Annotated in this window: 23 protein-coding genes; 22 read left to right on the top strand and 1 reads right to left on the bottom strand. The window is 39.1% G+C overall.

What is annotated here, in order from left to right; all coding sequences use genetic code 11:
- The first annotated feature begins 131 nt into the window (after window positions 1–131).
- The 20 genes from IGJ46_RS11245 to IGJ46_RS11150 all read left to right on the top strand — a co-directional run bounded on the left by IGJ46_RS11245 (window position 132) and on the right by IGJ46_RS11150 (window position 22,065).
- Complete coding sequence (locus IGJ46_RS11245; protein ID WP_002359135.1) at window positions 132–797, top strand: helix-turn-helix domain-containing protein; 666 nt, start codon at window positions 132–134, stop codon at window positions 795–797.
- A gap of 96 nt (window positions 798–893) precedes the next feature.
- Complete coding sequence (locus tag IGJ46_RS11240; protein WP_202563516.1) at window positions 894–2,342, top strand: amidase; 1,449 nt, start codon at window positions 894–896, stop codon at window positions 2,340–2,342.
- Window positions 2,343–2,407: 65 nt separating this feature from the next.
- Window positions 2,408–2,935, top strand: coding sequence for a histidine phosphatase family protein (locus tag IGJ46_RS11235; protein ID WP_002359138.1), 528 nt, complete (start codon window positions 2,408–2,410; stop codon window positions 2,933–2,935).
- Window positions 2,936–3,056: 121 nt separating this feature from the next.
- On the top strand, window positions 3,057–5,870 hold the full coding sequence (locus IGJ46_RS11230) for a sigma 54-interacting transcriptional regulator (protein ID WP_218391271.1): 2,814 nt from the start codon (window positions 3,057–3,059) through the stop codon (window positions 5,868–5,870).
- Window positions 5,871–5,941: 71 nt separating this feature from the next.
- Entirely contained in the window at window positions 5,942–6,343 is a 402-nt protein-coding gene (locus IGJ46_RS11225) for a PTS sugar transporter subunit IIA (protein ID WP_002365282.1), read from the top strand.
- Between the two features lie 19 nt (window positions 6,344–6,362).
- Window positions 6,363–6,857: a PTS system mannose/fructose/N-acetylgalactosamine-transporter subunit IIB gene (locus IGJ46_RS11220; protein WP_002355078.1), complete on the top strand. Its 495-nt coding sequence runs from the start codon at window positions 6,363–6,365 to the stop codon at window positions 6,855–6,857.
- A 23-nt stretch (window positions 6,858–6,880) separates the two neighbouring features.
- Window positions 6,881–7,630 carry a PTS mannose/fructose/sorbose/N-acetylgalactosamine transporter subunit IIC gene (locus tag IGJ46_RS11215; RefSeq protein ID WP_002355079.1) on the top strand — a complete coding sequence of 250 codons (750 nt, stop codon included), beginning with the start codon at window positions 6,881–6,883 and terminating at the stop codon, window positions 7,628–7,630.
- Window positions 7,630–8,481 carry a PTS system mannose/fructose/sorbose family transporter subunit IID gene (locus tag IGJ46_RS11210; RefSeq protein WP_002355080.1) on the top strand — a complete coding sequence of 284 codons (852 nt, stop codon included), beginning with the start codon at window positions 7,630–7,632 and terminating at the stop codon, window positions 8,479–8,481. Before IGJ46_RS11215 ends, IGJ46_RS11210 begins: the two co-directional genes overlap by 1 nt.
- 11 nt (window positions 8,482–8,492) lie before the next feature.
- A complete protein-coding gene (locus IGJ46_RS11205) occupies window positions 8,493–9,596 on the top strand; it encodes a DgaE family pyridoxal phosphate-dependent ammonia lyase (RefSeq protein ID WP_202229313.1) in 1,104 nt (367 codons plus the stop codon).
- A 3-nt stretch (window positions 9,597–9,599) separates the two neighbouring features.
- A complete protein-coding gene (gene dagF, locus IGJ46_RS11200) occupies window positions 9,600–10,343 on the top strand; it encodes a 2-dehydro-3-deoxy-phosphogluconate aldolase (protein WP_002361094.1) in 744 nt (247 codons plus the stop codon).
- A 346-nt stretch (window positions 10,344–10,689) separates the two neighbouring features.
- Entirely contained in the window at window positions 10,690–12,603 is a 1,914-nt protein-coding gene (locus tag IGJ46_RS11195) for an endonuclease MutS2 (protein ID WP_002419334.1), read from the top strand.
- Window positions 12,604–12,690: 87 nt separating this feature from the next.
- Window positions 12,691–14,136, top strand: a complete 1,446-nt coding sequence (locus IGJ46_RS11190; protein ID WP_002381148.1) for an alkaline phosphatase — start codon at window positions 12,691–12,693, stop codon at window positions 14,134–14,136.
- Between the two features lie 111 nt (window positions 14,137–14,247).
- Window positions 14,248–15,219 (top strand): dimethylarginine dimethylaminohydrolase family protein, encoded by a 972-nt coding sequence (locus IGJ46_RS11185; RefSeq protein ID WP_002359145.1) that lies wholly within the window; start codon window positions 14,248–14,250, stop codon window positions 15,217–15,219.
- Window positions 15,220–15,644: 425 nt separating this feature from the next.
- Window positions 15,645–16,334, top strand: coding sequence for a WxL domain-containing protein (locus IGJ46_RS11180; RefSeq protein ID WP_002365278.1), 690 nt, complete (start codon window positions 15,645–15,647; stop codon window positions 16,332–16,334).
- An 87-nt stretch (window positions 16,335–16,421) separates the two neighbouring features.
- Window positions 16,422–17,555, top strand: a complete 1,134-nt coding sequence (locus IGJ46_RS11175) for a DUF916 and DUF3324 domain-containing protein (RefSeq protein ID WP_002394060.1) — start codon at window positions 16,422–16,424, stop codon at window positions 17,553–17,555.
- Complete coding sequence (locus tag IGJ46_RS11170; protein WP_002355092.1) at window positions 17,536–17,937, top strand: LPXTG cell wall anchor domain-containing protein; 402 nt, start codon at window positions 17,536–17,538, stop codon at window positions 17,935–17,937. Before IGJ46_RS11175 ends, IGJ46_RS11170 begins: the two co-directional genes overlap by 20 nt.
- Window positions 17,938–17,982: 45 nt before the next feature.
- On the top strand, window positions 17,983–18,207 hold the full coding sequence (locus tag IGJ46_RS11165; RefSeq protein WP_002355093.1) for a hypothetical protein: 225 nt from the start codon (window positions 17,983–17,985) through the stop codon (window positions 18,205–18,207).
- A 165-nt stretch (window positions 18,208–18,372) separates the two neighbouring features.
- Complete coding sequence (locus IGJ46_RS11160; RefSeq protein WP_002391244.1) at window positions 18,373–20,382, top strand: BglG family transcription antiterminator; 2,010 nt, start codon at window positions 18,373–18,375, stop codon at window positions 20,380–20,382.
- Window position 20,383: 1 nt separating this feature from the next.
- A complete protein-coding gene (locus IGJ46_RS11155; protein ID WP_002355095.1) occupies window positions 20,384–20,683 on the top strand; it encodes a PTS sugar transporter subunit IIB in 300 nt (99 codons plus the stop codon).
- A 14-nt stretch (window positions 20,684–20,697) separates the two neighbouring features.
- Window positions 20,698–22,065 carry a PTS ascorbate transporter subunit IIC gene (locus IGJ46_RS11150; RefSeq protein ID WP_002355097.1) on the top strand — a complete coding sequence of 456 codons (1,368 nt, stop codon included), beginning with the start codon at window positions 20,698–20,700 and terminating at the stop codon, window positions 22,063–22,065.
- A 62-nt stretch (window positions 22,066–22,127) separates the two neighbouring features.
- Here IGJ46_RS11150 and IGJ46_RS11145 read toward each other — a convergent pair whose 3' ends face one another.
- Window positions 22,128–23,102 (bottom strand): alpha/beta hydrolase, encoded by a 975-nt coding sequence (locus IGJ46_RS11145; protein WP_002414146.1) that lies wholly within the window; start codon window positions 23,100–23,102, stop codon window positions 22,128–22,130.
- 211 nt (window positions 23,103–23,313) lie between these two features.
- On the opposite strand from IGJ46_RS11145, the gene rbsR reads away from it, so the two are divergent.
- A complete protein-coding gene (rbsR, locus tag IGJ46_RS11140) occupies window positions 23,314–24,309 on the top strand; it encodes a ribose utilization transcriptional repressor RbsR (protein WP_002370032.1) in 996 nt (331 codons plus the stop codon).
- A 91-nt stretch (window positions 24,310–24,400) separates the two neighbouring features.
- A complete protein-coding gene (gene rbsK / locus IGJ46_RS11135) occupies window positions 24,401–25,318 on the top strand; it encodes a ribokinase (protein ID WP_002381157.1) in 918 nt (305 codons plus the stop codon).
- The last annotated feature ends 14 nt before the right edge of the window (window positions 25,319–25,332 follow it).

Raw genomic sequence — 25,332 nt, 5'->3', positions numbered from 1 at the left:
TGTTAATGACTGATTTGCTTGTAAATTTCTAAATTTTAATTCGAAAAAATTCCAGTATACTAAATATATCAAAACAAAACACGAAAATTGAGAAAATTTTGAACCAAAAAAGAATTAAGGAGGAATCAAGAATGAAAATAATGGTCATCACAAAAAATATTTTATCAGAAACTGCTTTTCAAAACCGCTTACAGCATTTAGATCACCAAGTTTTTTGTACGACGTGTCTGATTGGTGAAATTAAGGAAAGTCATTTGTTTTATCGAAAATTTGATGCCATCATTCTCAGCGAAACGATTCCTCGCAAAGAACAATATTTATATCTAAAGGAATTAGCCAGAGTTAAAACGCCGTTGTTTCTTCGCTCGGAAGATATTCCTACCTCGGAAGAATTGAGCATTAGCTATCAATATGGCATTCTCAATTGGTTACGATTGGATGCGACTTTGGATACATTAAGAGAAAATCTCCTTTTGGCAGAATTAAATAAACCCATCCAACGAGAAGATGAAAAGTTAGATGTAGAGGGGATAAAGCTAACAGCCGCAGAACGTGCACTACTGGCTGTCTTGTATAGTACGCCAAAAGAACACTTACCAATGGAACGCCTTTGTAAATTAATATATGACACAGAAGAAACAGCCAATAATCGAAAAAAAATGACCAAACAGCTGACAAAATTAAATAAAAAAATTCAAGTAGGGGGCTTTAAAAAACAAGGTATCCAAAATACACGGTATAAAGGCTACAAACTGCATCCGCAGTTGCTTCCTTACATTGGCGAATTATTTACTTAAATTAGAGAAGCACTTGACGAATGAAAATCACCATCACAGGATGACCCCTAAAAACCATGCTATACTAATAAGGAATAGTATAGGAGGTGGGTCTGTATGAAAGACGGACTATATTGGGTACAACAATTAAAAGAACAGAAAGTAAGTCGCACAGAACTCTTAAAGGATATTGAGAAAAAAGTCCAAAAGTTAAATCCAAAGATCAATGGCTTTGTAACCTTTGACAGCCAAAAAGCAGAAGCAACTTATCAAAAAAATAAACAGCAGGACACACTATTTGCTGGTTTGCCATTTCCTTTGAAAATGTTAGGCCAAGAAAAAGCGGGGTGGTCGGCAACGGCCGGCTCGCAACTTTTTAAAAATAGTACTGCAACAACGACCTCTAACTTTGTCAAACAAGCAGAAACGATTGGCTTGATGCCTTTAGGACAAACCAACGCCCCAGAGTTTGGCTTTAAAAATATTACGGACCCTGCGCTTTACGGGCCAGCCCGCAATCCTTGGAACCTGGAACATTCGCCAGGCGGTTCCAGTGGCGGCGCTGCCGCAGTTGTCGCTAGCGGGATTGTTCCTATAGCCGGCGCTAGCGATGGCGGTGGCTCCATCCGAATTCCCGCCTCTTTTAGTGGCTTAATTGGCTTAAAACCTAGCCGTGGCTCCATGCCTGTCGGCCCAGAAGGCTGGCGAGGCTGGCAAGGTGCCTCGATTGACTTTGCGTTGACTATTTCTATGAGAGACACCAAAGCGTTATTCTATGGCCTACGTGGTAGCCACAGTGGCGCCCCCTACCAAGCGCCCTTGGCAGAATGGCAAACACACACTAAAAAACAACGGCTAAAAATTGCTCTGTGTACCGCTTCGCCTATCGGCTCAATGATTTCGCCAGAAGCAACACAAGCGGCGAAACAAGCGGCTGATTTTCTGGCAGCCGCTGGTCATGAAATCATTGAGATTCCTTATCCAGTCGATGGTGCAGCGCTGATTCGCTCCTATTATCAAATGAACGGCGCAGAAACTACAGCAATGATGAACAGCATTCAACAGGGGCTCGGGCGCCCAATTCGTAAAGAAGAAATCGAACCTTTTTCATGGACCATGCATCAATTCGGCCAAAAGATTCCAGCAGCCACCTATGTTCATTCATTACAGTTGTGGGATCAAGCAGCAGTAACGATGGAAGAACTTTTTCAAAAATTTGATCTGTTTTTATCACCAACAACGGCTTTTTCAGCACCAAAAATTAACGAAGATTTGCAAAGTGAGCACATTCGTCAACGAATGGAGCAAGCAGCAGAATTAACAGAAGCAGAGCTAGCTGAATTAATCTATGATTATTTTGATAAAAGTTTACAGCTAACACCGTATACTCAACTAGCTAACTTGACAGGACAACCAGCCATCAGCTTGCCCACACATGTTACGGCAACGGGGTTACCCTTAGGCATTCAATTGCTGGCTGCTCGTGGACGTGAAGATCTCTTATTCCAAGTAGGCGAACAGTTTGAGCAAGAAGGCAAATTTAAATTACCAGAAAGTTACCGCTAAATAGGGTGTTATTGTGACCAAATTTCAGATAAAATAGATACAAGACAAAAAACTGAGGTGGAAAAATGCTGTACGTAGTGAGACATGGTGAAACAGATTATAATGTGGCCCGTAGAATTTGTGGTCATGCGGAAGCGCAATTGACCGAAAAAGGCTATCAACAAGCGGAATTGGTAGCTGAAAAAATTGCCAAACAAGGAATTCAAATCGACCGTTTACTGGCGTCGCCTTTAAAACGGGCGCAAGAAACAGCCCGTAAAATTGCGGAACGAAATCAATTGACGATTGAAACAGAACCTCGTTTAATTGAGATGAATTTTGGCATTTATGATGGTGAACCGATTGAAACAACGGCTTTCCAAGAAAATCGTTCTGAGATTTCCTTGCCGTTTCCAGAAGGGGAATCAGTCCTAGATGTCGCGGGTCGAATTTATCCCCTGATTGAGGAAGCCTTGGCTTCAGAGGAAACTTACCTATTTGTTTGCCACAATGCGGTCATGCGAGTCATTGATAACTACTTCAATGGTAAAAAAATCCAAGATTTCTTGGACTTTCATTGTGAAAATACACAACTTGTACAATACGGAGAATAAAAATCAAGTCTTTAATCTTTTGGTTAAAGACTTGATTTTTTTTATGGTAGATAAGAAACCGCTTCCGTTTTAATGTATAATAAATTAACTTTTGGATAAAAAAAGAAATGGGGAAAAGACTATGAGAATTGATAATATTCATCAAGCGTTAAAACAGTTTCACGTACAAAATCCAAGTAGCAAAGCAACCTTGTTACCCGCAACGGCTTCGCAATTAAGTCAGGCCTCTGGCTATACCCGAACCGCTGTTAGTGAAGAGCTTTCAGAATTAGTGAGAAAAGACCAAGTCGTTAAAGTTAAATCTAGACCAGTGTTATTTTTTGATAAAGACTACTTAGAGGAACAGTTTCCTTTTTTTAAAAGTAGCACGTGCTATGATTCCCTCGCTTCGCTGCAAGAGGATATTTATCAACAGACAGAACAGATACATAAGAAAAAGCAGCTACTGAAAATGAATCCATTTGCGAACGTAATTGGTTTTGATGGGAGCTTAGCAGACGTCATCAAGAAGTTGAAAGCCGCTATTTTATATCCGCCTAATGGCTTGAATATTTTACTTACTGGAGAATCTGGGGTGGGGAAAACCTTAATTGCAGAACAATTACACCAATTTTATCAAGTTAAAATGAACCAAGAAGTTCCGTTTATTTATTTTAATTGTGCAGAATATTTCAACAATCCAGAATTATTAACTTCGCATCTGTTTGGCTATAAAAAAGGCAGTTTCACTGGTGCCGTCAATGACCAAAAAGGTTTAGTGGAGTTGTCAGATGGCGGTTTTTTATTTTTAGATGAAGTCCATCGATTAACGAGCGAAGGCCAAGAAAAATTGTTTACAGTTTTGGATAAAGGGTATTTTACACGGATGGGCGAAGCCGAAAAACAAAGAAATGTATCGATAAAATTTATTTTTGCAACAACCGAAGCCGTCAATCAACATTTTTTGAAAACGTTTTTAAGAAGGATCCCTGTGACATTAGCCATTCCAGCTTTAGCCGAGCGCTCTTTGAAAGAAAAAATTCAATTGATTTTGTCCTTTTTCTTAGAAGAAAGTCAACGGATTCAAAAGAATATCCATATTCGTTATGAGGCGTTGAAACAATTAACATTTACTCATTTTGAAGCCAACGTTGGCGAATTGAAAGCGGCGATTCAATTTATGAGCGCACAAGCCTATTTAGAAGTGTTCGATCAATTAACGGAAACTATTTGCATTGAAGCAAACGAGGGAACAGTCAAAGAGCAACCTGATGTAGAAAGTCTGCTGGCTTTTAATGAGTGGATACCTAACGATGGCCTCACGATTCAATACAACCATTTTTATTTAAGCAGTCAAGAGTTACTCAAATCGGAAAGTCTGAAAAATGATCGTTTTTATAATTTTCTATTGAAAGAATATGCGGATTTGAAAAAATTAACTCTTTCGACAGAGGATGCGCTAGCAATCATGCAAAACAAAGTCGAGCAACTTTATGATATGGATATTTTTGCTCAAGAACCGCTAGCCATAGAGGCCATTGACGAAACATTGCAGCCAAAAATTCAAGAAGCCATTGTCTTTTTTGAACAATTAATCCAAGAAAAATTGACAGAGGATTTCCAGAATATTTTAATTGTCCACCTTTATTCTGCTGTTTTTTATTCTGCACAAATGAATGAAACATTTTATTCAGATACCAAAAATATCTATTCTGGCAAAGTAACCCAGTATCAAGCTGCTAAGACCATGGTGGACTTTCTACAAACATTGTTTGGGATTTCTTTTGCTGATACGGAAATCCTCTTTTTTGATCTATTTATTCGTAAAGTCACAGCTAAAAAAAGAGCGCACTCAGTTGAAGAAAACTGTGGCGTTATCGTCGTTGCACATGGTGCCGCGACGGCCAGCAGCATGGTTGAGTACACCAACCTTCTGTTTTCAACAACGGTCATGCGTGCAGTTGATATGCCGATTAATCAATCAGTGGAAGAAACATTAGAAAAAGTCCGTGCAATTGTAAAGCAAAATCAGTATAAAAAAATTATTTTAATGGTGGACATCGGTTCCCTGGTTTACTTTGGTAATGCTATCAGTCAAACGTTTCAAATGGAAGTGCTGCTAATTAGCAATATCAATCTCTTAACATTGCTAGAAGTGGCCCGAGAAGTCATTTATGAATCGACGGCATTTGAGTATCTATTACCAGTCTTAAAAGAAAAAAATCATCGCGCCTTGATTTGCAGTAAAGGTCGCTTCAACGAGGCAAAAGTTCTCATTATTTCCTGTCTAACTGGCATGGGGACTGCTATTAAAATTGAACAGTTGTTACTAAAAACTTTTCCCAATGAATTACTAACGAATGTACGCATCATTACTTTAGAGAAAAGAGAAGTGGAAGACATTGATCGCTTGCATTCTTTTGTTCGGAAAGAAGAGAAAATCGTTGGTATCATTGGCACCGTAAAGACAGAAGTGCCAGATATTCCGTTTATTTCTTTACAAGATTTACTATCGAAGCGGGGCATTCAGCTAGTTTTCGAATTATTAGGCCATCATTTAGAAGAAAAACAAAACCAAGAGTTACTAAAAAAAGTTTCAGCTAAATATATTCAAGGATTATCAATCGAAGCTATTACAGACTTACTAACGGTTTTGAATCCTACAACCATTTCAATCGAATTAGCTAAGATTTATTCAGACATTTGCTTGCAAACTAAAATAAAAAGTGACGAAAAGATTTTACTTCGTTTTATCATTCATTGTGCTTGTATGTTAGAACGGCAATTGTTGAATCCAGAATATGACCCGACAGCTTATGAAGTGTCATATCGAGAGTTGCCAGAAGCTGTATCTGTCATAAAAATGGCGTTTCGACCGCTTGAAGTGTCCTATAATCTGTTGATTCCACCTTTGGAAGTGCGCTATATTTATGAATTGCTCTTTGAAAAGGCTTAATTCAAACGGAAATGAAAGTTGGCACACTTATTGCTTTTAATAAAATGATTAATTAGCAAAGGAGTTTGTTTATGGAAAATGAACCAATTTTACTTTTAACACACAATGGTTGGGGCTTGGAATTAGTCAAAAGCGTCCAGATGATTGTTGGAGAAGTCACAAATGTACATGAAGTTGCATTACAAGCAGAGGATTCACTGGGGGATTATTTAGAACGAGTCACAGAAAAAATTGACCAGTTAACGTGGCACAACCAACTGCTAATTTTAACAGATGTTAAAGGTGGCACACCTAGTAACGTTGCATTACGTTTATCAAAAGATTATGACCTCCTGATCGTGTCAGGATTATGCACATCGTTATTATTAGAATCCGTCATGAAACAAAGTGGTCCTGGGTTTCGTTTACAAGATGCAGAGATGATTCAACAAGCAGCAGTAGACAGTTGTCAAATTTTAGAAATTCCAAAATAAGAAAGTACAGGTGAACAGAATGTCAAAAATCGTATTAACAAGAGTTGATAGCCGTTTAATCCATGGACAAGTAGTGACTAAATGGTTACAACAATCAGGTGCAAATGAAATTTTGGTAGTGAGTGATGAACTAGAGCAAGATGAATTTTTACAAAGTATTTATTTAATGGCAGCGCCTCCAGGGGTTTCTGTAGTAATTAAAGGGATTGAAAGTGCCAAAGAATATTGGGAATCGCAAGAAAAGGAAGAGAAAAAGGTGTTATTTTTAGTGCCAGATTTAACGACCTTAAAAGCGATGGTGGACCAAGAAATTATTAAAGAGGAGATTCAAGTTGGTGGCTTAGGTGGCGGACCAAATCGGAAAAATGTTTTAAAAAATATCAATTTATCTGAAGAAGATGTTGCAATTTTGACTGAACTTTTAACGAAGGGCATCCATGTTTTCTTCCAAGCGATTCCCGAAGAAAATCCCCTACCAATTCAAAAATTAATTGAAAAATATCAATCACTATAATCAGAGAAAAAGGAGAGAATCATATGGGCGTTTTAGGTGTTTCAATTATTATGGGACTTTATTATTGGTTTGCACGTTTGCGTTTTGGGTACACATTTTCAGGCATGCTGTCTCAGCCATTAGGCGCAGCGTTGGTGGCTGGTTTAGCAACAGGAAAACTTAGTGAAGCAATGGTTGTGGGGGCGGGGATTCAACTTGTTTATCTCGGAGTCACCTCCACACCGGGCGGCAATGTGCCTAGTGATCCGGCTTTAGCTTCAGCAATCGCGATTCCGATTGCTTTAGGTGTGGGAATGAATGCCGAGGCGGCTGTTGCACTAGCTGTTCCTTTTGGTGTGTTAGGCGTCTTTATGGATCAATTACGGCGCACCATCAATGCGACGTGGGTGCATATGGCTGATAAATATGCGGAAGAGTTAAATTATGGGGGGATTTACCGAGCTGCGTTTGTTTATCCAGCTTTAGCGGGATTTTTAATTCGCTTTCCTTTGGTTTTTGCGGCGAACTTTTTTGGTCAATCCGTGGTGAATAAAGTCTTAGAAGTTATCCCAGCATGGTTGATGCACGGCTTTGAAGTAATGGGTGGTATTTTACCAGCGTTAGGCTTCGCCTTAACAATTATGGTAATTGGCAAGAAAAATTTGATTCCTTATTTTTTAATTGGTTTTGTTGCAGTAGTATATTTTGGCGCAGAAGTTATGGCCGTCGCTATTTTAGGAATCTGTATTGCCTTTTTAGTTAGAAACAAGGCATTGAGTGAGGAGGCAGCATAATGGAACAAATGACACAAGCAAATGAACAACAATTGGAACAGAAAAAAATTACTAAAAAAGAATTATCCAAAGCCTTTTGGATTTATCAACTAGGCTGTGAATTATCAAATTCTTATGAACGTCTTCAAAGTTTAGTTTTTTGTGCATCGATGATTCCTGCAATTAAAAAACTTTACGCAGACGATGAAGAACAACAAAAAGAAGCTCTGAAACGTCATTTGAATTTTTTTAATACTGAAGGAACAGTAGGGGCTTCCATTCAAGGGATTGCAATTGCTATGGAGGAAGAAAAATCCAATGGCGCAGCGATCTCTGATACGGCGATCACATCGATTAAAACTGGGCTGATGGGTCCGCTGGCTGGGATTGGCGATTCGATTATTTGGGCAGCATTAATGCCGTTAATCATTTCCATTTTTATTCCAATGGCTAAAGGAGGTAACGTGATTGGAAGTATCGGTCCGTTGGTTCTGTACACAGCCATTACATTATACATCAGTTGGACGTTAGTGAATAAGTCCTATACATTAGGGCGTAATTCAATCTTAAGTTTGTTAAAAGACGGCAAAATTAAGCAAGTCATTTATTCAGCAAATGTTTTAGGAATGATGATGATGGGCGCTTTAAGTGCGAGTTATGTTAAAATTGCTAGCCCGATGACGTTTAAAGTTACTGGCGGTGCCACGATTGTTTTACAAGATATTCTAGATCAAATTATGAAAGGGTTACTTCCTTTAGCAGCAGTCATGGCTATTTATTTCTTCATGGTAAAAAAAGGCCCACGTTACGGTATCATTATCGGCACGATTGTCTTAGTTAGTTTGGTCACTTCATTCTTTGGTTTGTTATAAAGGAGAAAATAATGAATAGTTACGAAAAATTTCACTTAAAAGAAGTCATCAATGCTTCTGGCAAAATGACCATTCTAGGTGTCTCCAAAGTTTCGGAGGCAGTCCTAGCAGCTCAACGATTCGGCGGCGAACATTTCTTTGAAATGAGTGAACTTAGTGTGCAAATAGGGGCCTTTTTAGCCAACTTGTTGAAGGTAGAAGATGCCCAAATCGTTTCCTCGGCTTCGGCGGGGATTGCCCAATCGGTGGCTGCATTGATTGGAAAAGGCAGCTTGTACCACGCGTATCATCCCTATACAGAAAAGATCGAACAACGGGAGATTGTTTTACCTAAAGGGCACAACGTGGACTACGGCACGCCTGTAGAAGTCATGGTAGCGCAAGGCGGCGGCCAAGTGGTGGAAGCTGGCTACGCCAACATGTGCAGTCCAGAACACGTGGAAATGATGATTTCCGAAAAAACAGCGGCCATTCTATACATCAAAAGCCACCATACCGTGCAAAAAAGTATGCTGACGGTGGCCGAAGCGGCCAAAGTGGCGCAACGCCACAAGGTGCCGCTAATTGTTGACGCGGCAGCAGAAGAAGATCTTTTCAAATACACCGAAGCAGGTGCTGATTTGGTGATTTACAGCGGCGCCAAAGCCATTGAAGGGCCAAGTGCTGGTTTAGTGGTCGGGAAAAAAGAATACATTGACTGGGTGCGCCTACAAGGCAAAGGCATTGGTCGAGCAATGAAAATTGGCAAAGACAATATCCTGGGCTTTACGCAAGCAGTGGAAGAATACTTGGCACATGGCAGTGAATCAGGGGCTTCGATGCAAGAGCGCTTAAAACCGTTTGTTGAAGCCATCAACAACCTGTCAGATTTAACCGCTAAAATCGTCCAAGATGGCGCCGGACGAGACATTTATCGCGCCAGTGTCAAAGTGGACGGCAGAAAAACCGCTAAGGAAGTCATCCAAGCATTAAAAGCAGAAAGTCCAGCCATTTATACGCGAGAATATCAAGCCAACAATGGCATCATTGAATTTGACATTCGTTCTGTCAATCAAGAAGAAATGAACAAAATCGTGCAACGATTACAAGAAATTATGGACACAAAGGAGAAATAAGTCATGTCATTAAAACCTAATTATTTAGAAGAACGCATTTGTTTAAATGTCTTAGCCAATTCAGTAGAAAATGCCCAAGCCTGTTATGAAGCAGCAGAAGGGCATGTTGTGTTAGGCGTCCTTTCAAAAAACTATGAAACCGATGAAGCAGCCATTGACGATATGAAAAAATACCAAGCAGCAACCAACAACGCTTTATCTGTCGGCTTAGGGGCTGGCGATCCTAATCAAAGTCAAATGGTGGCTCGCTTATCAGAAGTTCTACAACCGCAACACGTGAACCAAGTCTTCACAGGTGTCGGCGCTTCGCGGGCCTTACTGCGTCAAGACGAAACAGTGATTAATGGCTTGGTTTCACCCACAGGCAAAGTTGGCTATGTCAACATTGCGACAGGTCCGTTAAGCTCGGGTGCGCCAGCGGCGGAAGTGCCTATCGAAACCGCCATCAAATTGTTGAAAGACATGGGGGGCAGTTCCATTAAATATTTCCCAATGAAAGGCTTGGCTCACAAAGAAGAATATCAAGCAGTAGCAGCAGCTTGTGCCAAGTATGACTTTTATTTAGAACCAACAGGGGGCATTGATTTAGAAAACTTTGAAGAAATTGTTCAAATTGCGGTGGATGCCGGCGTTAAAAAAATCATTCCTCATGTTTACAGCTCAATTATCGATCAAGAAACAGGGGACACTAGAACAGAAGACGTGAAAACGTTACTAACCATGATGAAAAACACATTGAATAAGTAAAGGGCCAATCTTTAGTTGACTTTCTCCACCAGATTTGCTACTCTCAAGTGGAGAATAAATAAAAACCAACAAATGAATGTGGGGTATTTTGGTGAGTGTCGTAGGTATCTAATTGATAAGTTGAATAACCAGTGAACCAAGCAAGGTTTATTTGGTGTGCTTAGAAAGTGATACCTGTTAGTCATCTCATTTACTAAATACCTCCTTTAGAAGAGGTTTCTTTAGTAACCTTTATCCAATGATAAAGAGGACAGCGGTAGAACGCTGTCCTCTTTTTTCTGTAGAAACTGGTTTTTATTTAAAGGCGCCAGGTATTCTTTTCGTGATAGAAAGGAAGAAAAAACAAATGAATCATGAAACCATTCAAAAATTACAATTTACAACAATTCTTAAAGAAGTTCAAACACGTGCGATTGGCGAGTATAGTAAAGAACGGTTGGCGAAAATGGTCCCTGCAACACGTTTAGAAACAGTGCAGTCCCGCTTAACGGAAACAACCGAGGCCCGCTTAATTATTGATAGCGGACAACACGTCCCTTTCATGGGCTTGAGCCAAATTACCCGCTTGCTTCAACAAGTGAAAAAAGGCTTAATCCTTACACCAAACGAATTGATTGAGGTGGCTGACTTTTTAAGAAGTAGTCAGCGAATCCAGAAGTTTTTTGAAAAAAATCAATACCAAACACCACGCCTATTTAGTTACAGTCAGCACTTAGCTGATTTCAGAGCAATTGAAGAACAAATTTATACGAAAATCCATAATCAAAAAGTTGCCACCGATGCTTCTCGACAACTTCGGAAAATCCGGCGTCAAATCAATGAATGCCAACAAGACATTGAAACAAAAGTCACCAAATTTTTACGTAATAAAAATAATCAACTGTATATTCAAGAAAATATGATGGTGAAAAAAGGGGAACATTACACGGTACCAATCAAAGCTAGCTATAAAAATAAGGTTTCAGGCACAATCATTGAGCAATCCAATAAAGGACAAACGGTCTTTATTGAACCTGTAGCAATTAGTAAATTAAATGAACAATTGACACTCTTAAAAGCGGAAGAAACAGCGGAAGAATATCAAATTTTGGCGGAACTAACTGGGTTAATTAATGAGCAAGAACGACTTGTCGATCAAGCCGTCGATACAATGACCACCTTAGATATTATTTTTGCACGAGGAAAGTATAGTCGCGAAATTGGTGGGATTACGCCAAAAGTAAACAAAGAAGAACGCTTGCGCATTGTTCAAGGAAAACACCCTCTTTTATTAGAACACGCAGTACCATTGACGTTTTCTTTAGGAGCAGAGTATCGAGGACTTGTCATTACAGGTGCCAATGCTGGTGGTAAAACGGTTGTCTTGAAAACAGTTGGCTTATTGACTGTCATGACACAATTTGGGTTGCAAATTCCAGCACAAGCAGGCACAGAGATTCCAGTATTAGATGAAATTTTTGTCGATATTGGTGATCAGCAAAATCTGGAAAATGCGTTAAGCACTTTTTCTGGGCACATGAAAAATATTGCGGAAATGTTGCGTAATGTTAAGCGACACACGCTTGTTTTATTAGATGAAATTGGCAGTGGTACCGAGCCGAACGAAGGAGCTGGCTTAGCGATTGCTATCATGGAAACGATGTATCAAAAGGGAGCCTTGGTAGTTGCAACGACCCATTATGGTGAAATTAAACGTTTTGCCCAAGAGCATGACGATTTTGTGCCCGCCGCAATGGCCTTCGATCGTGAAACATTAACGCCCAAATATCAATTGAAAATTGGTGAAGTTGGCGATAGTCAGGCTCTTTGGATTGCACGTAAAATGAAGATGGAGCCACAGCTCATTGAAAAGGCGGCTCATTATATTCAGCGGAAAGAATACCCTACTAATCGAAGTCTATTTAAACCCCTGAAAGCAAAAGAAACGACCTTTGCCACGTTTGTAGAAGAAACAGACCGTTATCAAAAAGGTGATCGTGTCCTATTGACAGAAACACAACAAATTGGGTTGGTTTTTACAGATGAGGGTGAACAAGAAATCCAAGTATTTGTGAATGATAAAATTGAAAATGTACCACGAAGACGGTTGAAATTACAAGCGAAAGCACAAGATCTATATCCGCAAGACTATGATTTAGAAAGTTTATTTACAGATTTCCATGAACGAAAGAAACTCAAAGATATTGAACGCGGCTCAAAAAAAGCGCAGAAACAATTACGCAAAGAGGCCGAAAAAAGAGCAGCAAGACGCGACAAATAAGGAACTTAACAGAAGCAATACAACAACTTAACACTTTGTTTACTTGTTATTTATCAGAAATCAACTAAGACTTGTTATAGTCAATGTATGGGTAGATATGAAGGAGGAAACAAGGAAATGAAGAAAAGAGCTTTGCTAGGGGTTACCTTATTAACATTCACAACATTAGCGGGTTGTACAAATTTATCTGAACAAAAAAGCGGCGAAAAACAAACAGAGGTTGCTGAAGCGAAGGCAACTGAATCCGAAAAAGCACCAGTAAAAAATGTTATTTTTATGATTGGAGATGGCATGGGGAATCCGTATACAACGGGCTATCGCTATTTCAAAGCCAATCACTCAGACAAGCGTGTTCCCCAAACAGCTTTTGATACCTATTTAGTCGGACAGCAAGCCACTTATCCAGAAGATGAAGAAGAGAATGTCACCGATTCAGCTTCCGCAGCGACAGCGATGGCTGCCGGAGTAAAAACCTATAATAATGCTATAGCACTCGATAATGACAAGTCCAAAACAGAAACAGTGCTGGAGCGTGCGAAAAAAGTGGGGAAATCAACGGGGCTTGTAGCAACATCTGAAATAACACATGCAACCCCTGCTGCATATGGCGCACATAATGTTTCACGCAAAAACATGGCAGAAATCGCCGATGACTATTTTGATGATCAAATCGACGGACAACACAAAGTCGATGTGTTACTTGGCGGCGGCTCCGAATTATTTGCCCGGAAAGATCGTGATTTAGTCAAAGAATTTTCCCAAGCGGGTTATGGTCATGTCACAGACAAAAAGTCGTTAAATGAGAACCAAGACGACAAAATTTTAGGCTTGTTTGCACCAGGCGGGCTACCTAAAATGATTGACCGAACGGAAGAAGTCCCTTCATTAGCTGATATGACAGAAGCGGCTCTTCAACGGTTAGATAAAAATGAAAAAGGTTTCTTTTTAATGGTTGAAGGTAGTCAAATTGATTGGGCCGGGCATAGCAATGATATTGTTGGCGCGATGAGCGAAATGCAAGACTTCGAAGCGGCGTTTGAAAAGGCCATCGATTTTGCCAAAAAAGATGGTGAAACATTGGTGGTTACAACTGCAGATCATTCAACAGGTGGCTTGTCTTTAGGCAAAGGAGATCAATACAACTGGTTGACGGAGCCTTTACATGCGGCAAAACGCACGCCTGATTTCATGGCAGAAGAAATTATTAAAAATGGTAATGTGGAAAAAACAGTGACTGAGTATATTGATTTTCAATTAAGTGAGGCTGAATTGAAAGCAGTGAAAACAGCGGCGGAGTCAAAAGATGTTGAAAAAATCGCTCAGGCATTAAGAAAGATTTTTGATGAACGTTCGAATACTGGTTGGACTACTGGCGGACACACAGGAGAAGATGTAAATGTCTATGCTTATGGCCCACAAGCAGAAGCTTTTTCAGGACAAATTGATAATACAGACCAAGCGAAGATTATTTTTGGCTTAGTAGATGGCACCGGGCAAAAAGCTGAGATTAAAGATAAAGGTATTGGTAAATAACAAAATGAAGAAAAAGCAGAACGTATAGAAGTTCTGCTTTTTCTTCATTGAAGGCATAAAAATTTTATCTCTGTTATAATGAAGGTAACCAGATAAAAGTGAGGTCAAATAATGAAAAAAATGCATGTTGAAAGTGAATTTGCACCGTTGCGTTCAGTTGTTTTAGCACAATCGCAATTTTGTTTACCAGATAAATTTGATGAAGCGGATACGACTTTTTTAACAGAGGAAAATGCCCGTTTAACACAGAATAATGAAGGGCGTGATTTAGCAGACTTTGCACCAGAACAACAAGTGCGTTGGGAAAAAGAAAAAGAAGTCATGCAAGGAGTATTAGAATCTTATGGCGTAGAAGTATTTCGTCCACGTTTATTGACAACCTATGAAAAAGAACATGGCAAGGAATTGGGCGTAGGATATAGTAACTTCTTTTCACGGGACCCTTTTTTTACAATTGGCAATCTCTTAATAGAAGGAAACTTAAGATTTCAACACCGTCGACAAGAAATTTTACCAATTCGTCCGATTATTCAGCAGTGGACACAAGAAGCAGAAGGCTATTATTTTGCTGCGCCACAACCTGACATTTCTGAAGGGGCTTTAAGTGAAGCAGGTCCCTTTATTGAAGGCGGCGATGTTTTAGTTCTAGGAAAAACAATTTTTGTGGGCTACTCTGGCTTGGCAAGTAACCTAGCAGGAATTCAGTGGTTAGCCAATATGATTGGTCATTTTGGTTATGAAGTGGTGCCGGTTCGGTTACATCCGCATATTCTCCACTTAGATTGTGCGTTGAGCTTATTGAGAGAAGGCTTGATGATTGTTTGTGAAGAGGCCTTTTTGGATGGACTTCCTGCGCAATTAGCAAACTGGGAAAAAATTCACGTTACTTTGCAAGAAGCAGCGTATTTAGTGACAAATGGTCTACCGCTTAACGAAGAAACGTATATAACGGACCAATCGTTTACAACTTTAATTCCTCAAATAGAAGCAAAAGGTATCAAAGTTGAGGCAATTGATTACCATGTTTCTAGAATGTTAGGTGGTTCCTTCCGCTGTACAACGCAAGCTTTGATTAGAGAATAGTCAGCGAGTGATTATCAATTTTCGTAAGAAAAAATGTACGTTTTGTCTATGAAAACGATATAATTTTAGTTTTCACTATTTTTTTTAAAAATATTGAGGAAATTTTGATTTAATAAATGCGAGAAAACGTCAAAATGTTAGTGTTTGTTACTAATGTTTTGACGTTTTCTCGCTGTTTTTTTATAAAATTACCACTTTATATATGAAAAAAAACAATATCTTTTTTGAAAATTACGTTTTCAAAGACACAAAAAGTCGTTGGAACCTTGCTGTTATAGTAAATTCATTTTTTTTGCATGAGGTGTTTAAAATTTGAAATCACAAGCAGTCTTTTTTTCGCTATACTTAGTTTACGTTCTACTGAGATAGAAAAGTTTTTCACTTTTTTATTCATTAATTAACCAAGATATAAAGGAGAGAGTAAAATGAAGAAAAAAACATTGGTAACTTTATTTGCAGGAACGGCAATTTTAGGGGCAAGCATCGCTCCTGCAGCAGCACATGCAACAACGACTGGTACAACACCAGCAAACGTAGAGATGACAAGTGGTTCATTACCAGGCGGTACGGGTGATGGAGATGACGGAAGCACACAAGAACCAGAACCAGGCTCGAATACAAATTTTGATTTGTTATATGTTCCAACAGAATTCAAATTTGCTTCGACAGAAGTTAGTTCTGATTTATCAGCGATTTCGTTAGATGCGACAGGTACCCAAACAAAACGTTATGCCGTTGGGGATGTTCGTGGAACACAAGCGGGTTGGTCAGTTACTGCCGGCGTTGCTGAAATGAAAAATGGCACTGCTACTTTAGAAGGCTCAATTACCTTTGCACAAACAGGAGCAGTAGCGAAATACGATGAAACAGCAAAAACATACTCACGTGATGTAGCTGCCTTTGCAGCAGATCCAGGAAGTCCTGAATTTGCTGGAACAACTATTCCAGTAGGTGGAGCAGCTGTATCAATTGCTACAGCAGCAGTTGGTAAAGGTCAAGGTACATGGGATTCTGAATTATCAAATGTAAAATTAAACATTACAACACCTAGTTCACAAATTACAAATGGTGCGTATACAGGTAACGTAACTTGGACATTAGTGGCTGCGCCATAAAAAGTTACTAACGAGAATACTGCATTACTAGAAAAGGAGCTGCGCAGTGGTGCACGGCTCCTTTTCGATACATAGGAGGAACAAATAATGAAGACAATGCGCTGGCTAATCGTCACAGTTTTTATTTGTGTGATGGCATTAAGCATCCCTTCTGCTGTACAAGCAGAAGAAGCGGATGACAACATGAATACAAAATTTACAGTTAAACCCAATATTCCTGAGAATCAAGCGAAAAATACGCAATCCTACTACGATCTCATTGTAAAACCAGGACAGAAACAAGAAGTCGAATTATCTTTAATTAATAAAACAGATGAAGAATTGACGATTGATTTAAATTTGGCGAATGCTGTGACGAATGACAATGGTTTAATTGTGTACAATGATTTCGAGAAAAAACCAGATTCAAGTTTAAAAGTACCCTTGACAACATTAATTAAATTACCTGAGGAACATGTAAAAGTTCCCGCTAAGAAAACCGTAACAGCCAAAATGACTGTCGAAATTCCAGCGAATGGTTTCCAAGGATTAGTTTTGGGTGGTGTTTATGCTTCGCTTGCAGAAGATGAAAAGGAAGAAAAAGGAAAATCAACGGGTTTAACCAGTCGATATGGATTTAATGTAGCAATTGCTTTACGAATGTCAGAAGATACACCGATGTATCTAGCAGAGACTCTTCAATTAGTTAAATTAGTTCCGACCATTGCTTTAGGAAATAAATCGGTCCAAGCGGTTATTCAGAATCCGACATCCGCTATTTTTCCTGAAGTACGTTTAGAAGGAAAAGTAACGAAAAAAGGCGAAACGAAAGAATATGCCAAACGGATTTTACCAAGTGTTCGTTTTGCGCCAAATTCGACGATGAACTTCCATTTAGATTTCGGGAAAGAAGATGTTCGTCCAGGAACCTATATTTTTGAAGGAAAAGCGGTCTTGAAAGAAGATGAACAACAAGTGTGGCCGTTTAAGCAAGAATTTACCATCAGTAGTCAAGAAGCCAAAAAATTAAATAAAGAAGCAGTAGTGAAATTGGTCCTACCGACTTGGTGGAATCAAGCTTTTTATGGCTTGTTAGTTGCAACAATTGTGAGTCTAATTCTAGCTATTTGGCGTTTTACGCAACAGAAAGCAACACTGAAACAACAAGCCTATTTACAACAAGAAAAACAGGCAGCCTTGAAAAATAGACAAGGAGTACGCTATGATGACAATGAAAAGTAAAGGGTCACTTCTGGTGACGTTGGGAATACTTTTAACCGTTGGCATTGCGAGTCTAATTGTTTCTTCTGAGAGTTTTGCAGAAGAAGTAGGGCAAACGAATATCGGTGTAACGTTCTATGGAGGGAAAGAGCCACTAAAAACGGAAGGTGTCATTAAGCCAATAGAGCAACCAGTCACTGATAAAGATAAAAAAACGTCACAACAACAAGACAAAGTGAGCAGAAAAACCACTGCTAAAACGAATCCGACTAATGCACAGACGTCATTACCAAGGACAGGTGAACGAAATAGCACGTGGCTTTACAGCCTTGGTATTGCATGTTTACTCGTAGTACTAACAAGTTTCTATTATTTGAATAAAAAAAGGAAAAAGGAAAAATAATGTGCTGTTTTTATAAATAGAGTTAATGTAGAAGGAGGAATATAGATGGAGATTACGATGTGGATTTGGATTTGTGCTGGCTTGGCCGTCCTTTGTTTTGCTTTATTTTTACTGTTCTTAGTAAATAGCATGAATTTTGTACATCTGGCAAAGCCTAAGCAGTCTTTAGTAAAACAATCAATGTTTAGTTGGCTGCTTCTGGTGATGTGTGGCGGCTGGGTAGCGGTGGCTATCTTGCTGAATATCGCATTACAAACACAATTAACATAAAGAAAACCCGTTGTAAGTTTTTAAGAAACTTGCAACGGGTTTTTGTTAACTTTAAAATAAAGAACGGTACAATTTATCAAAAAAGTACAGTAGACATTTGTACCCAACTTAGATAGAAAATAAAGCGCTATCATTATATGATGATTACAGGAGGAGGACACAGCTGTGAATTATAAAATAAGTTATCTCCTTGACGAGTATGCAGGGCAAAAAATTGCGCTCTCTTTGGCTCAACAAATAACCGATCTTTCGCAACGAGAATTAGTGACACAACTTTCGACAATAGGCGGAGAAGTTCAACAGAATACCGTCAGCATTCCAAACCTTTCCGCAAATGAATGGGGAAAACAACTTTTTCAACAACATCAAGTGATTTATAGCGAAACAGAAAGACAAGCACTTATTTTTTTGCTCACTTATTCAGAAATCGAAGAACTATCGGTGTATCATTACCAAAATTTTTTAGACGTTTCGAAAGGCACTATTTTAGCGGACATCAAAAAAGTACGACACCAACTAGCAACTGAAAACATTGCTTTATCCTACGAACGAAAACGAGGGTTTTACCTAGAAGGAGATGAATTTCGGATTCGTCGTTTCGGGAAAAATTGGCTTGCCCGCCTCTTACAACAAAAGTCGGGCACCTTTGCTTTATTTTGCTGGCTCAGTCAGCATCAAATGAGCCAATACGCAAAAATGCGTGACGGCATTCAATTAGCCGTCCAGGAAGCACAGCTTCAACTGGTACCCAGCAGATTAGATGAAATTAGTTACTTTCTTGCTTTTTCTCAAAAAAGATTAGGCAAATATAAAACAGTCGTCTGGCCTGAGAACCAGTTAATTCAGTCCTTACGCGCTTATCCCGTCAGTCGTCGTATTTTAAGTGATTTAGTTGGGCCAGTGGCGAATGTAGAAACTGAGAGTCTTTTTTTCACGATTTGTTTAATGACAGCCTTGCAAGGAGAATTGCGAGATACGAAGTTAGAGTTTTTATTAGATATTTCTGGTGAAATTATTCGGAAAATGGAATTATTGGCCGTCGTTCAATTTGAGCAGCCTCGTGAATTGCTCATGAATGTGTATTATCATCTGGTTCCTGCCTATTTTCGAATTAACTATGGCTTTTACTTGCCGAATGTTTTAATCAAGGATATTCGACAATCGTATCGGTCGCTTTATCATCTTTGTGAACAAGCGTTAGCTCCTTTAGAAAAATTAACGAAACGGTCAATCCCGTCAGAGGAAATCGGTTTTTTTACCATATTATTTGGTGGAGAAATTTTCGGCCAAAAAAATGAGCAGCGGCAAGAAAAGCTAAAAGCGCTAATTGTTTGTCCCAGTGGTATCAGTTCTTCGTTGATTTTGCAATCGGAATTGCGTCGGCTATTTCCAATGATTGAATTTAAAGAAACGAATGCGGTGAGGGAAATAGAGAATGTATCTGAAAAAAGCTATGACATCATTTTCTCAACGGTCCCTATTGAAACAGCCAAAAAGGTTTATTTTACCAAGCCCATTATGAGCTCTTTGGAGAAAAATCAATTGATGCACCAAGTTCAATCAGATTGGCTATTGCCAGGTATTTCCATGCCAGATGTTAAAGATATTTTAGATGCGTTAAAACCTTACATTTCCTTAAAAAAAGGAGTCACAGAAGCGCAGTTATATCGTGTCTTGCATCGTAAAATGAACAAAATTTTAGAAAAAGAGGAGGATCTGCGTCCAATGTTATCGGAATTATTAACAACAGAAACAGTCCAAGTCCTGCCTGAAGTTGCAGACTGGCGAGCGGGAATTACAGAAGCTGCCAAGCCGTTATTAAAAAATGGCAGTATTACGGAAAAGTACATTGATGCAATGATTCAAAAAGTCGAATCGTTTGGGCCATTTATCCATATCTGTCCAGACGTAGCATTGCCTCATGCGCGACCAGAAGATGGCGTTAATCAGTTAGGCATGTCATTACTAAAAATCCAAAAAAGTGTCGATTTATTAGAAGATCCTAAGCATGAAATTCACCTTTTTATTTGTTTAGCTGCTTCAGATAACGAAACACATTTACGGGCCTTATCTAGTCTGACAAAAATTCTATCAAAAAAAGAATCATTACATCGCTTAGTGGCGGCTGAAACCGTCCCAGAAATACTATCAATTATCCAAGAAGGAGAGAAATAAGATGAAGATTTTTACAGTTTGTCAAAGTGGTTTAGGAACAAGTTTTATGGTGCAAATGAATATCCAACAAATTTTAGAGGAAGTCGGTGTTGATACAGATAATTTTCAAATTGATCACACAGATGTCGGGAGTGCCAGTGGCGATATGGCTGATTACTTCTTTGTCGAAAAAACATTGCAAGATGCTTTAGGGTCAATTCCTGATGAAAAAATCATTCCTTTAAATGCGATTATTGATTACGATGAAACGAAGGAGAAAGTCTTGAAAGTTTTAGATGACAATGGCATTGCACATCAATAAGAAGGAGGAAAAACATGGAAACTTTATTGAATTTATTTGTTTCAATTGTTAGCCAGCCAGCGATTCTGGTTTCATTAATTGCTTTGTTGGGATTAGTTTTACAGAAAAAGAAATTTTCTGATGTTGTTCAAGGAACGTTGAAAACATTCGTCGGCTTTTTAGTTTTAATTGGTGGCGCAGGGCTATTAGCGAATTCGTTAACGCCCTTTGCGGAGATGTTCCAAACCGCGTTAAATACACAAGGCGTGGTGCCTAGTAATGAAGCAGTTGTAGCGATTGCCTTGCAACAATATGGGACACCAACTGCTCTGATTATGTTGGTGGGCATGGTTGTTAATATTCTGTTGGCGCGTTTTACACGTTTTAAATATATCTTTTTGACAGGTCAAGCGATGATGTACGTTTCGTGTTTGACAGCCGTTATTTTAGTGGGGGCCGGTTTTAGCGTTAGTTTGCCAATGATTCTTTTAGGTGGTTTATTTGAAGGAACTTTATTAACAGTGACACCTGCTCTTTGTCAGCCCTTTATGAAACAAATTACTGGAAATGATAAAGTAGCAATGGGGCATACAGGGAATATTGGTTATGCGGCAAGTGGCTTTATTGGAAAAGTCTTTGGGAATAAAGAAAAGTCAACGGAAGATATTAAAATTCCTAAAAGTTTTGGTTTTTTAAGAGACTCAACCATCTCAATTATGATTTTGATGTCGATTGTCTATGTGATTTTGGCTTTGCTGGCTGGGACAGGTTATGTCGAGCATGAGTTAAGCAATGGCGAAAATGCGATTATCTTTTCATTAATTCAAGCAGGAACCTTTACGGCTGGTTTCGTTGTGGTTTTACAGGGTGTGCGGATGGTTTTAGGAGAAATTGTGCCAGCTTTCCAAGGAATTGCTAAAAAATTAGTGCCTAATTCTAAACCAGCACTTGATGTTCCCATTATCTTTCCTTATGCGCCAAATGCTGTCTTGATTGGGTTCTTTGTGAGCTTTATTGTGGGAACTATTTCAATGTTAGCGATGGTTGGTCTGAATACCACCGTGATTATACCAGGCGTTGTCGGGCACTTTTTCTGTGGTGCCGCGGCAGGCGTTTTTGGAAATTCCACAGGGGGACGTCGGGGAGCGATTTTAGGGGCTGCGTTTAATGGCTTATTAATTAGTTGGTTACCGTTATTCATTTTACCAGTCTTGGGTGATCTACAGTTAGCATCCTCAACGTTTGCGGATACGGATTATTTAATCCCAGGCCTATTTTTAGGCAAATTAGGTGAGGCAGGTCCGAGTCTTTTAGTAGGAGGAATCATTGCTTTTGTAGTGGTTGTTCTTTTGGCTAGCGCTGTTTTGACTATGCGGGAGAAAAAAGTCGCCGAAGAAAACTAAGTGTTTAGTTCTAAAAAGGCAAGTGGGACAGAAGTCGTTTTGACTTCTGTCCCATTTGCCTTTTACCATTGTTCTTGGATAAATTGTGCAATTTGTTTCCGCGCTTGTCGTCCTTCTGGCAAGTACTGTTTCATTGCGAAAACGTGTTGCATGCCAGGCACCAATCGGCAAGTATCTTGTGGTCGTGGCCCTAATTGTTTTAAAAATTGGTGATAGGAAGGGCAAAAAACTTCATGTGTGCCGCCCACGAAAAAAAGTGGCGGAAATTTTTGATAATCAAAGGACAAGCAATTTAAAGAAAGCGTGGAGTGATTGGCTGTGTCGTCAATCTCTTGGGCAATTAATTGTAAATAGTTCATGCCAATCATTTTGTCCTTTTTTTGATAACTTTTGGCAACGGGAATGTCTAAATGTCCATCTAACCAAGGAGAAATTAAAACAGCAGCTTTTGGTAAGCGTTCAGGGAAATCGATGGCTAAATTCTGCAATACGTTTAAAACCAATGTGCCACCAGCAGAATCACCTAATAAAATAACATCTTCGGGATCATAATGCTGTAAAATTTCTTGGTAAGCAGCATAGCAATGATTATAAATATCAGCAAAAGACTTATTTGGTGCTAATGGATATACAGGGATAAAATAATCTGTTGCAAAAGGGAGATCTTCAATTAGTTTATAACTAAAGTCTAATTGGCTATAGGCGAGATTCAATGTAAAGCCCCCACCATGCAGGTACAGTACAGCTTTCTTGGTAGGTGCAATAACGGAGTTTGACATGCGATACATCGTAGGAAATTGAGTCATTTCTTGAAGAGGAAAAAGATGACGTAAATGTTTTGGCAAAGTCACTTGTTCATTTAATGATCGTTGCCAATGATAAAAAGCCTTGGTGACTTTCGGATTTCGTTCAAGTCGAGCAATTTGGGAAAGACGTAAAGAATCTTCAAAAAGACAGGCTTTTAAGGATTTTTGACGAGAACGTGCGTGAAACAAATATGCGCTAGCTAACAACAAACCAATCGATTTCTTTTTCAATTAAGGCCCTCCATTCAGCAAAAAGTAAATCATTTTTTCTACAGTATAACATTTTAAAAGTAGAACAACGAAATTTGTTGAAGGGATGAAAGGACGGTTTAAACGAATGTACGTATTTATTTGTGGTTGCGTAAAGTAAATGATTGTAGTAAATTAAATGAGATTAAGAGGTCCGGTGAATGGGCGCGTTCACGGCAAGGAGAGAAGTAGGATGACAAATAAAAAGGTTACAATTAAAGATGTTGCCAATGACTCAGGTGTCTCCATTACTACCGTTTCACAAATTTTAAACGGGAATGGGGCACGGTTTAGTGGGAAAACGGTCGAAAAAGTATTGGCTGCAAAAGAGCGATTAAACTATCAGCCCGACTATTTTGCGCAACGTATGGTGATGAAAAAAAGTAAGACGATTGGCGTAATCGTACCTGATATTACTAATCCATTTTTCGCGCAATTGATTCGAGGAATTGAAAGTGTTTTATACAAAGAAAATTTTATACTGATGTTATGCAATGCGGACCAAGACGTTACAAGAGAACATGAATATTTAACAGAGTTGATTCGTCGTAGTGTCGATGGCTTTGTGATTGCAAGTTCTGAAATTTCCAATCAAACGATTAATGAAACGCTACGTGCGAAAAAGATTCCGTTTATTGTACTTGACCAAAAAAAAGCAGAAGGCTTTAGCGATGCTGTTTTGACAGACGATTATAGAGGTGGGCAACTAGCAGCAAAACATTTACAAGAGCAACGACATAAACAGGTCGTCGTGGTAATGCCACCACATGCGCCAGTCAATATTCAGCAACGGTTAAAAGGTTTTTGTTCTGTTTATACGGAAAAGGTCCAGTTGATCGAAACAGAATTATCAAAAACCGGCGGCTACCAAGCTGTCCCCGAAATTTTAAAAACAGAGAGCACCGGAATTTTTGCTATCAATGATGAAATTGCTTTTGGTTTATATCGAGGATTAGCAGAAGCGGGCAAAAAAATTCCTGAGGATTATAGTATTATTGGTTATGACAATGTTGATATGTGCGAGTATGTTTCGCCGCCGCTAACAACAATTGCTCAACCTGTTTTTCAATTGGGGCAAACTACGGCGACTTTATTATTGGAAAGAATCCATCAGCCTGCAAAAGATTGGGAGGAGCAAACCTTGCCTGTCCAACTGATTGAACGATTTTCGACAGCACCCTTGAAATAGCTTTCAAGGTGTGCTATATTTTTGTTGTGGAATTAAAACGTTTTACTAAAACGTTTTAATTAGAATGAAAAAATAAATTTTATTGAGGTGGATGAAAATGAACGCGGTTACAATTATCGGAAGTATCAATTTAGACACAACATTAAGAGTCAAAGAAATGCCAAAACCAGGCGAAACAATTCACGCCATTGAACATTTTACAGCAGGTGGTGGTAAAGGAGCAAACCAAGCAGTTGCAGCGAAACGTTCAGGCGCAGAAACATATTTTATTGGTGCTGTGGGAAATGATGGCGCTGGAGCTATGATGACTGATTTAATGAGTCAAGATGAAATTAATTTAACTGGGGTCACCACTTTAGAAAAAACAGCTACTGGCCAAGCCTTTATTATGGTAGATAACGCTGGTGAAAATAGCATTATGATTTACGCAGGAGCCAATAACGCCTTTACGCCAAAACAAGTCCAGGAACATCAAGAAATTATTGAAAAAAGTGATTTTGTGATTGCCCAATTTGAAAGTGCGATTGATAGTACGATTGCAGCGTTTAAAATTGCTAAAAAAGCAGGCGTCAAAACGATTTTAAATCCCGCACCTGCGTTAGAACAAGTTCCTGAAGAATTACTAAACGTGACAGATATGATTGTACCAAATGAAACAGAAACCGAAATTTTAACAGGCATTAAAATCACAGATGAAGCGAGTATGCGTAAAGCCGCAGAAGCACTTCATCAATTAGGGATTGAAGCAGTAATTATTACAGTAGGTAGTAAAGGAGCCTTTTATGACGTCAATGGACGAAGTGGTATTGTGCCTGCTTTTAAAGTGAAAGCGGTTGATACAACGGCTGCTGGCGATACTTTTATTGGCGCATTAAGTAGTATATTAGAAAAAGATTTTAGCAATTTGGAAGAAGCTATTCGTTATGGAAACAAGGCGTCTTCGTTGACTGTTCAACGTTTTGGAGCCCAACCTTCGATTCCTTATCAACACGAATTGGCAGACAAATAAAAAGGAGCGAGCGA

This window comes from Enterococcus sp. AZ120 (genome assembly GCF_050546165.1).
In the GTDB taxonomy this organism is placed as follows: domain Bacteria; phylum Bacillota; class Bacilli; order Lactobacillales; family Enterococcaceae; genus Enterococcus; species Enterococcus faecalis.
The sequence above is the reverse complement of the archived record's forward strand: the minus strand, read 5'-3'. Positions and strand labels throughout refer to the sequence as shown.

Coding starts and splice junctions, on each gene's coding strand:
- IGJ46_RS11180 (WP_002365278.1), top strand. CDS start 15,645: ATGAAGAAAAAAACATTGGTAACTTTATTTGCAGGAACGGCAATTTTA.
- IGJ46_RS11175 (WP_002394060.1), top strand. CDS start 16,422: ATGAAGACAATGCGCTGGCTAATCGTCACAGTTTTTATTTGTGTGATG.
- IGJ46_RS11220 (WP_002355078.1), top strand. CDS start 6,363: ATGTCAAAAATCGTATTAACAAGAGTTGATAGCCGTTTAATCCATGGA.
- IGJ46_RS11170 (WP_002355092.1), top strand. CDS start 17,536: ATGATGACAATGAAAAGTAAAGGGTCACTTCTGGTGACGTTGGGAATA.
- IGJ46_RS11195 (WP_002419334.1), top strand. CDS start 10,690: ATGAATCATGAAACCATTCAAAAATTACAATTTACAACAATTCTTAAA.
- IGJ46_RS11225 (WP_002365282.1), top strand. CDS start 5,942: ATGGAAAATGAACCAATTTTACTTTTAACACACAATGGTTGGGGCTTG.
- IGJ46_RS11210 (WP_002355080.1), top strand. CDS start 7,630: ATGGAACAAATGACACAAGCAAATGAACAACAATTGGAACAGAAAAAA.
- IGJ46_RS11245 (WP_002359135.1), top strand. CDS start 132: ATGAAAATAATGGTCATCACAAAAAATATTTTATCAGAAACTGCTTTT.
- IGJ46_RS11205 (WP_202229313.1), top strand. CDS start 8,493: ATGAATAGTTACGAAAAATTTCACTTAAAAGAAGTCATCAATGCTTCT.
- IGJ46_RS11150 (WP_002355097.1), top strand. CDS start 20,698: ATGGAAACTTTATTGAATTTATTTGTTTCAATTGTTAGCCAGCCAGCG.
- IGJ46_RS11215 (WP_002355079.1), top strand. CDS start 6,881: ATGGGCGTTTTAGGTGTTTCAATTATTATGGGACTTTATTATTGGTTT.
- IGJ46_RS11185 (WP_002359145.1), top strand. CDS start 14,248: ATGAAAAAAATGCATGTTGAAAGTGAATTTGCACCGTTGCGTTCAGTT.
- IGJ46_RS11230 (WP_218391271.1), top strand. CDS start 3,057: ATGAGAATTGATAATATTCATCAAGCGTTAAAACAGTTTCACGTACAA.
- IGJ46_RS11235 (WP_002359138.1), top strand. CDS start 2,408: ATGCTGTACGTAGTGAGACATGGTGAAACAGATTATAATGTGGCCCGT.
- IGJ46_RS11240 (WP_202563516.1), top strand. CDS start 894: ATGAAAGACGGACTATATTGGGTACAACAATTAAAAGAACAGAAAGTA.
- IGJ46_RS11155 (WP_002355095.1), top strand. CDS start 20,384: ATGAAGATTTTTACAGTTTGTCAAAGTGGTTTAGGAACAAGTTTTATG.
- IGJ46_RS11190 (WP_002381148.1), top strand. CDS start 12,691: ATGGGTAGATATGAAGGAGGAAACAAGGAAATGAAGAAAAGAGCTTTG.
- rbsK (WP_002381157.1), top strand. CDS start 24,401: ATGAAAATGAACGCGGTTACAATTATCGGAAGTATCAATTTAGACACA.
- dagF (WP_002361094.1), top strand. CDS start 9,600: ATGTCATTAAAACCTAATTATTTAGAAGAACGCATTTGTTTAAATGTC.
- rbsR (WP_002370032.1), top strand. CDS start 23,314: ATGACAAATAAAAAGGTTACAATTAAAGATGTTGCCAATGACTCAGGT.
- IGJ46_RS11165 (WP_002355093.1), top strand. CDS start 17,983: ATGGAGATTACGATGTGGATTTGGATTTGTGCTGGCTTGGCCGTCCTT.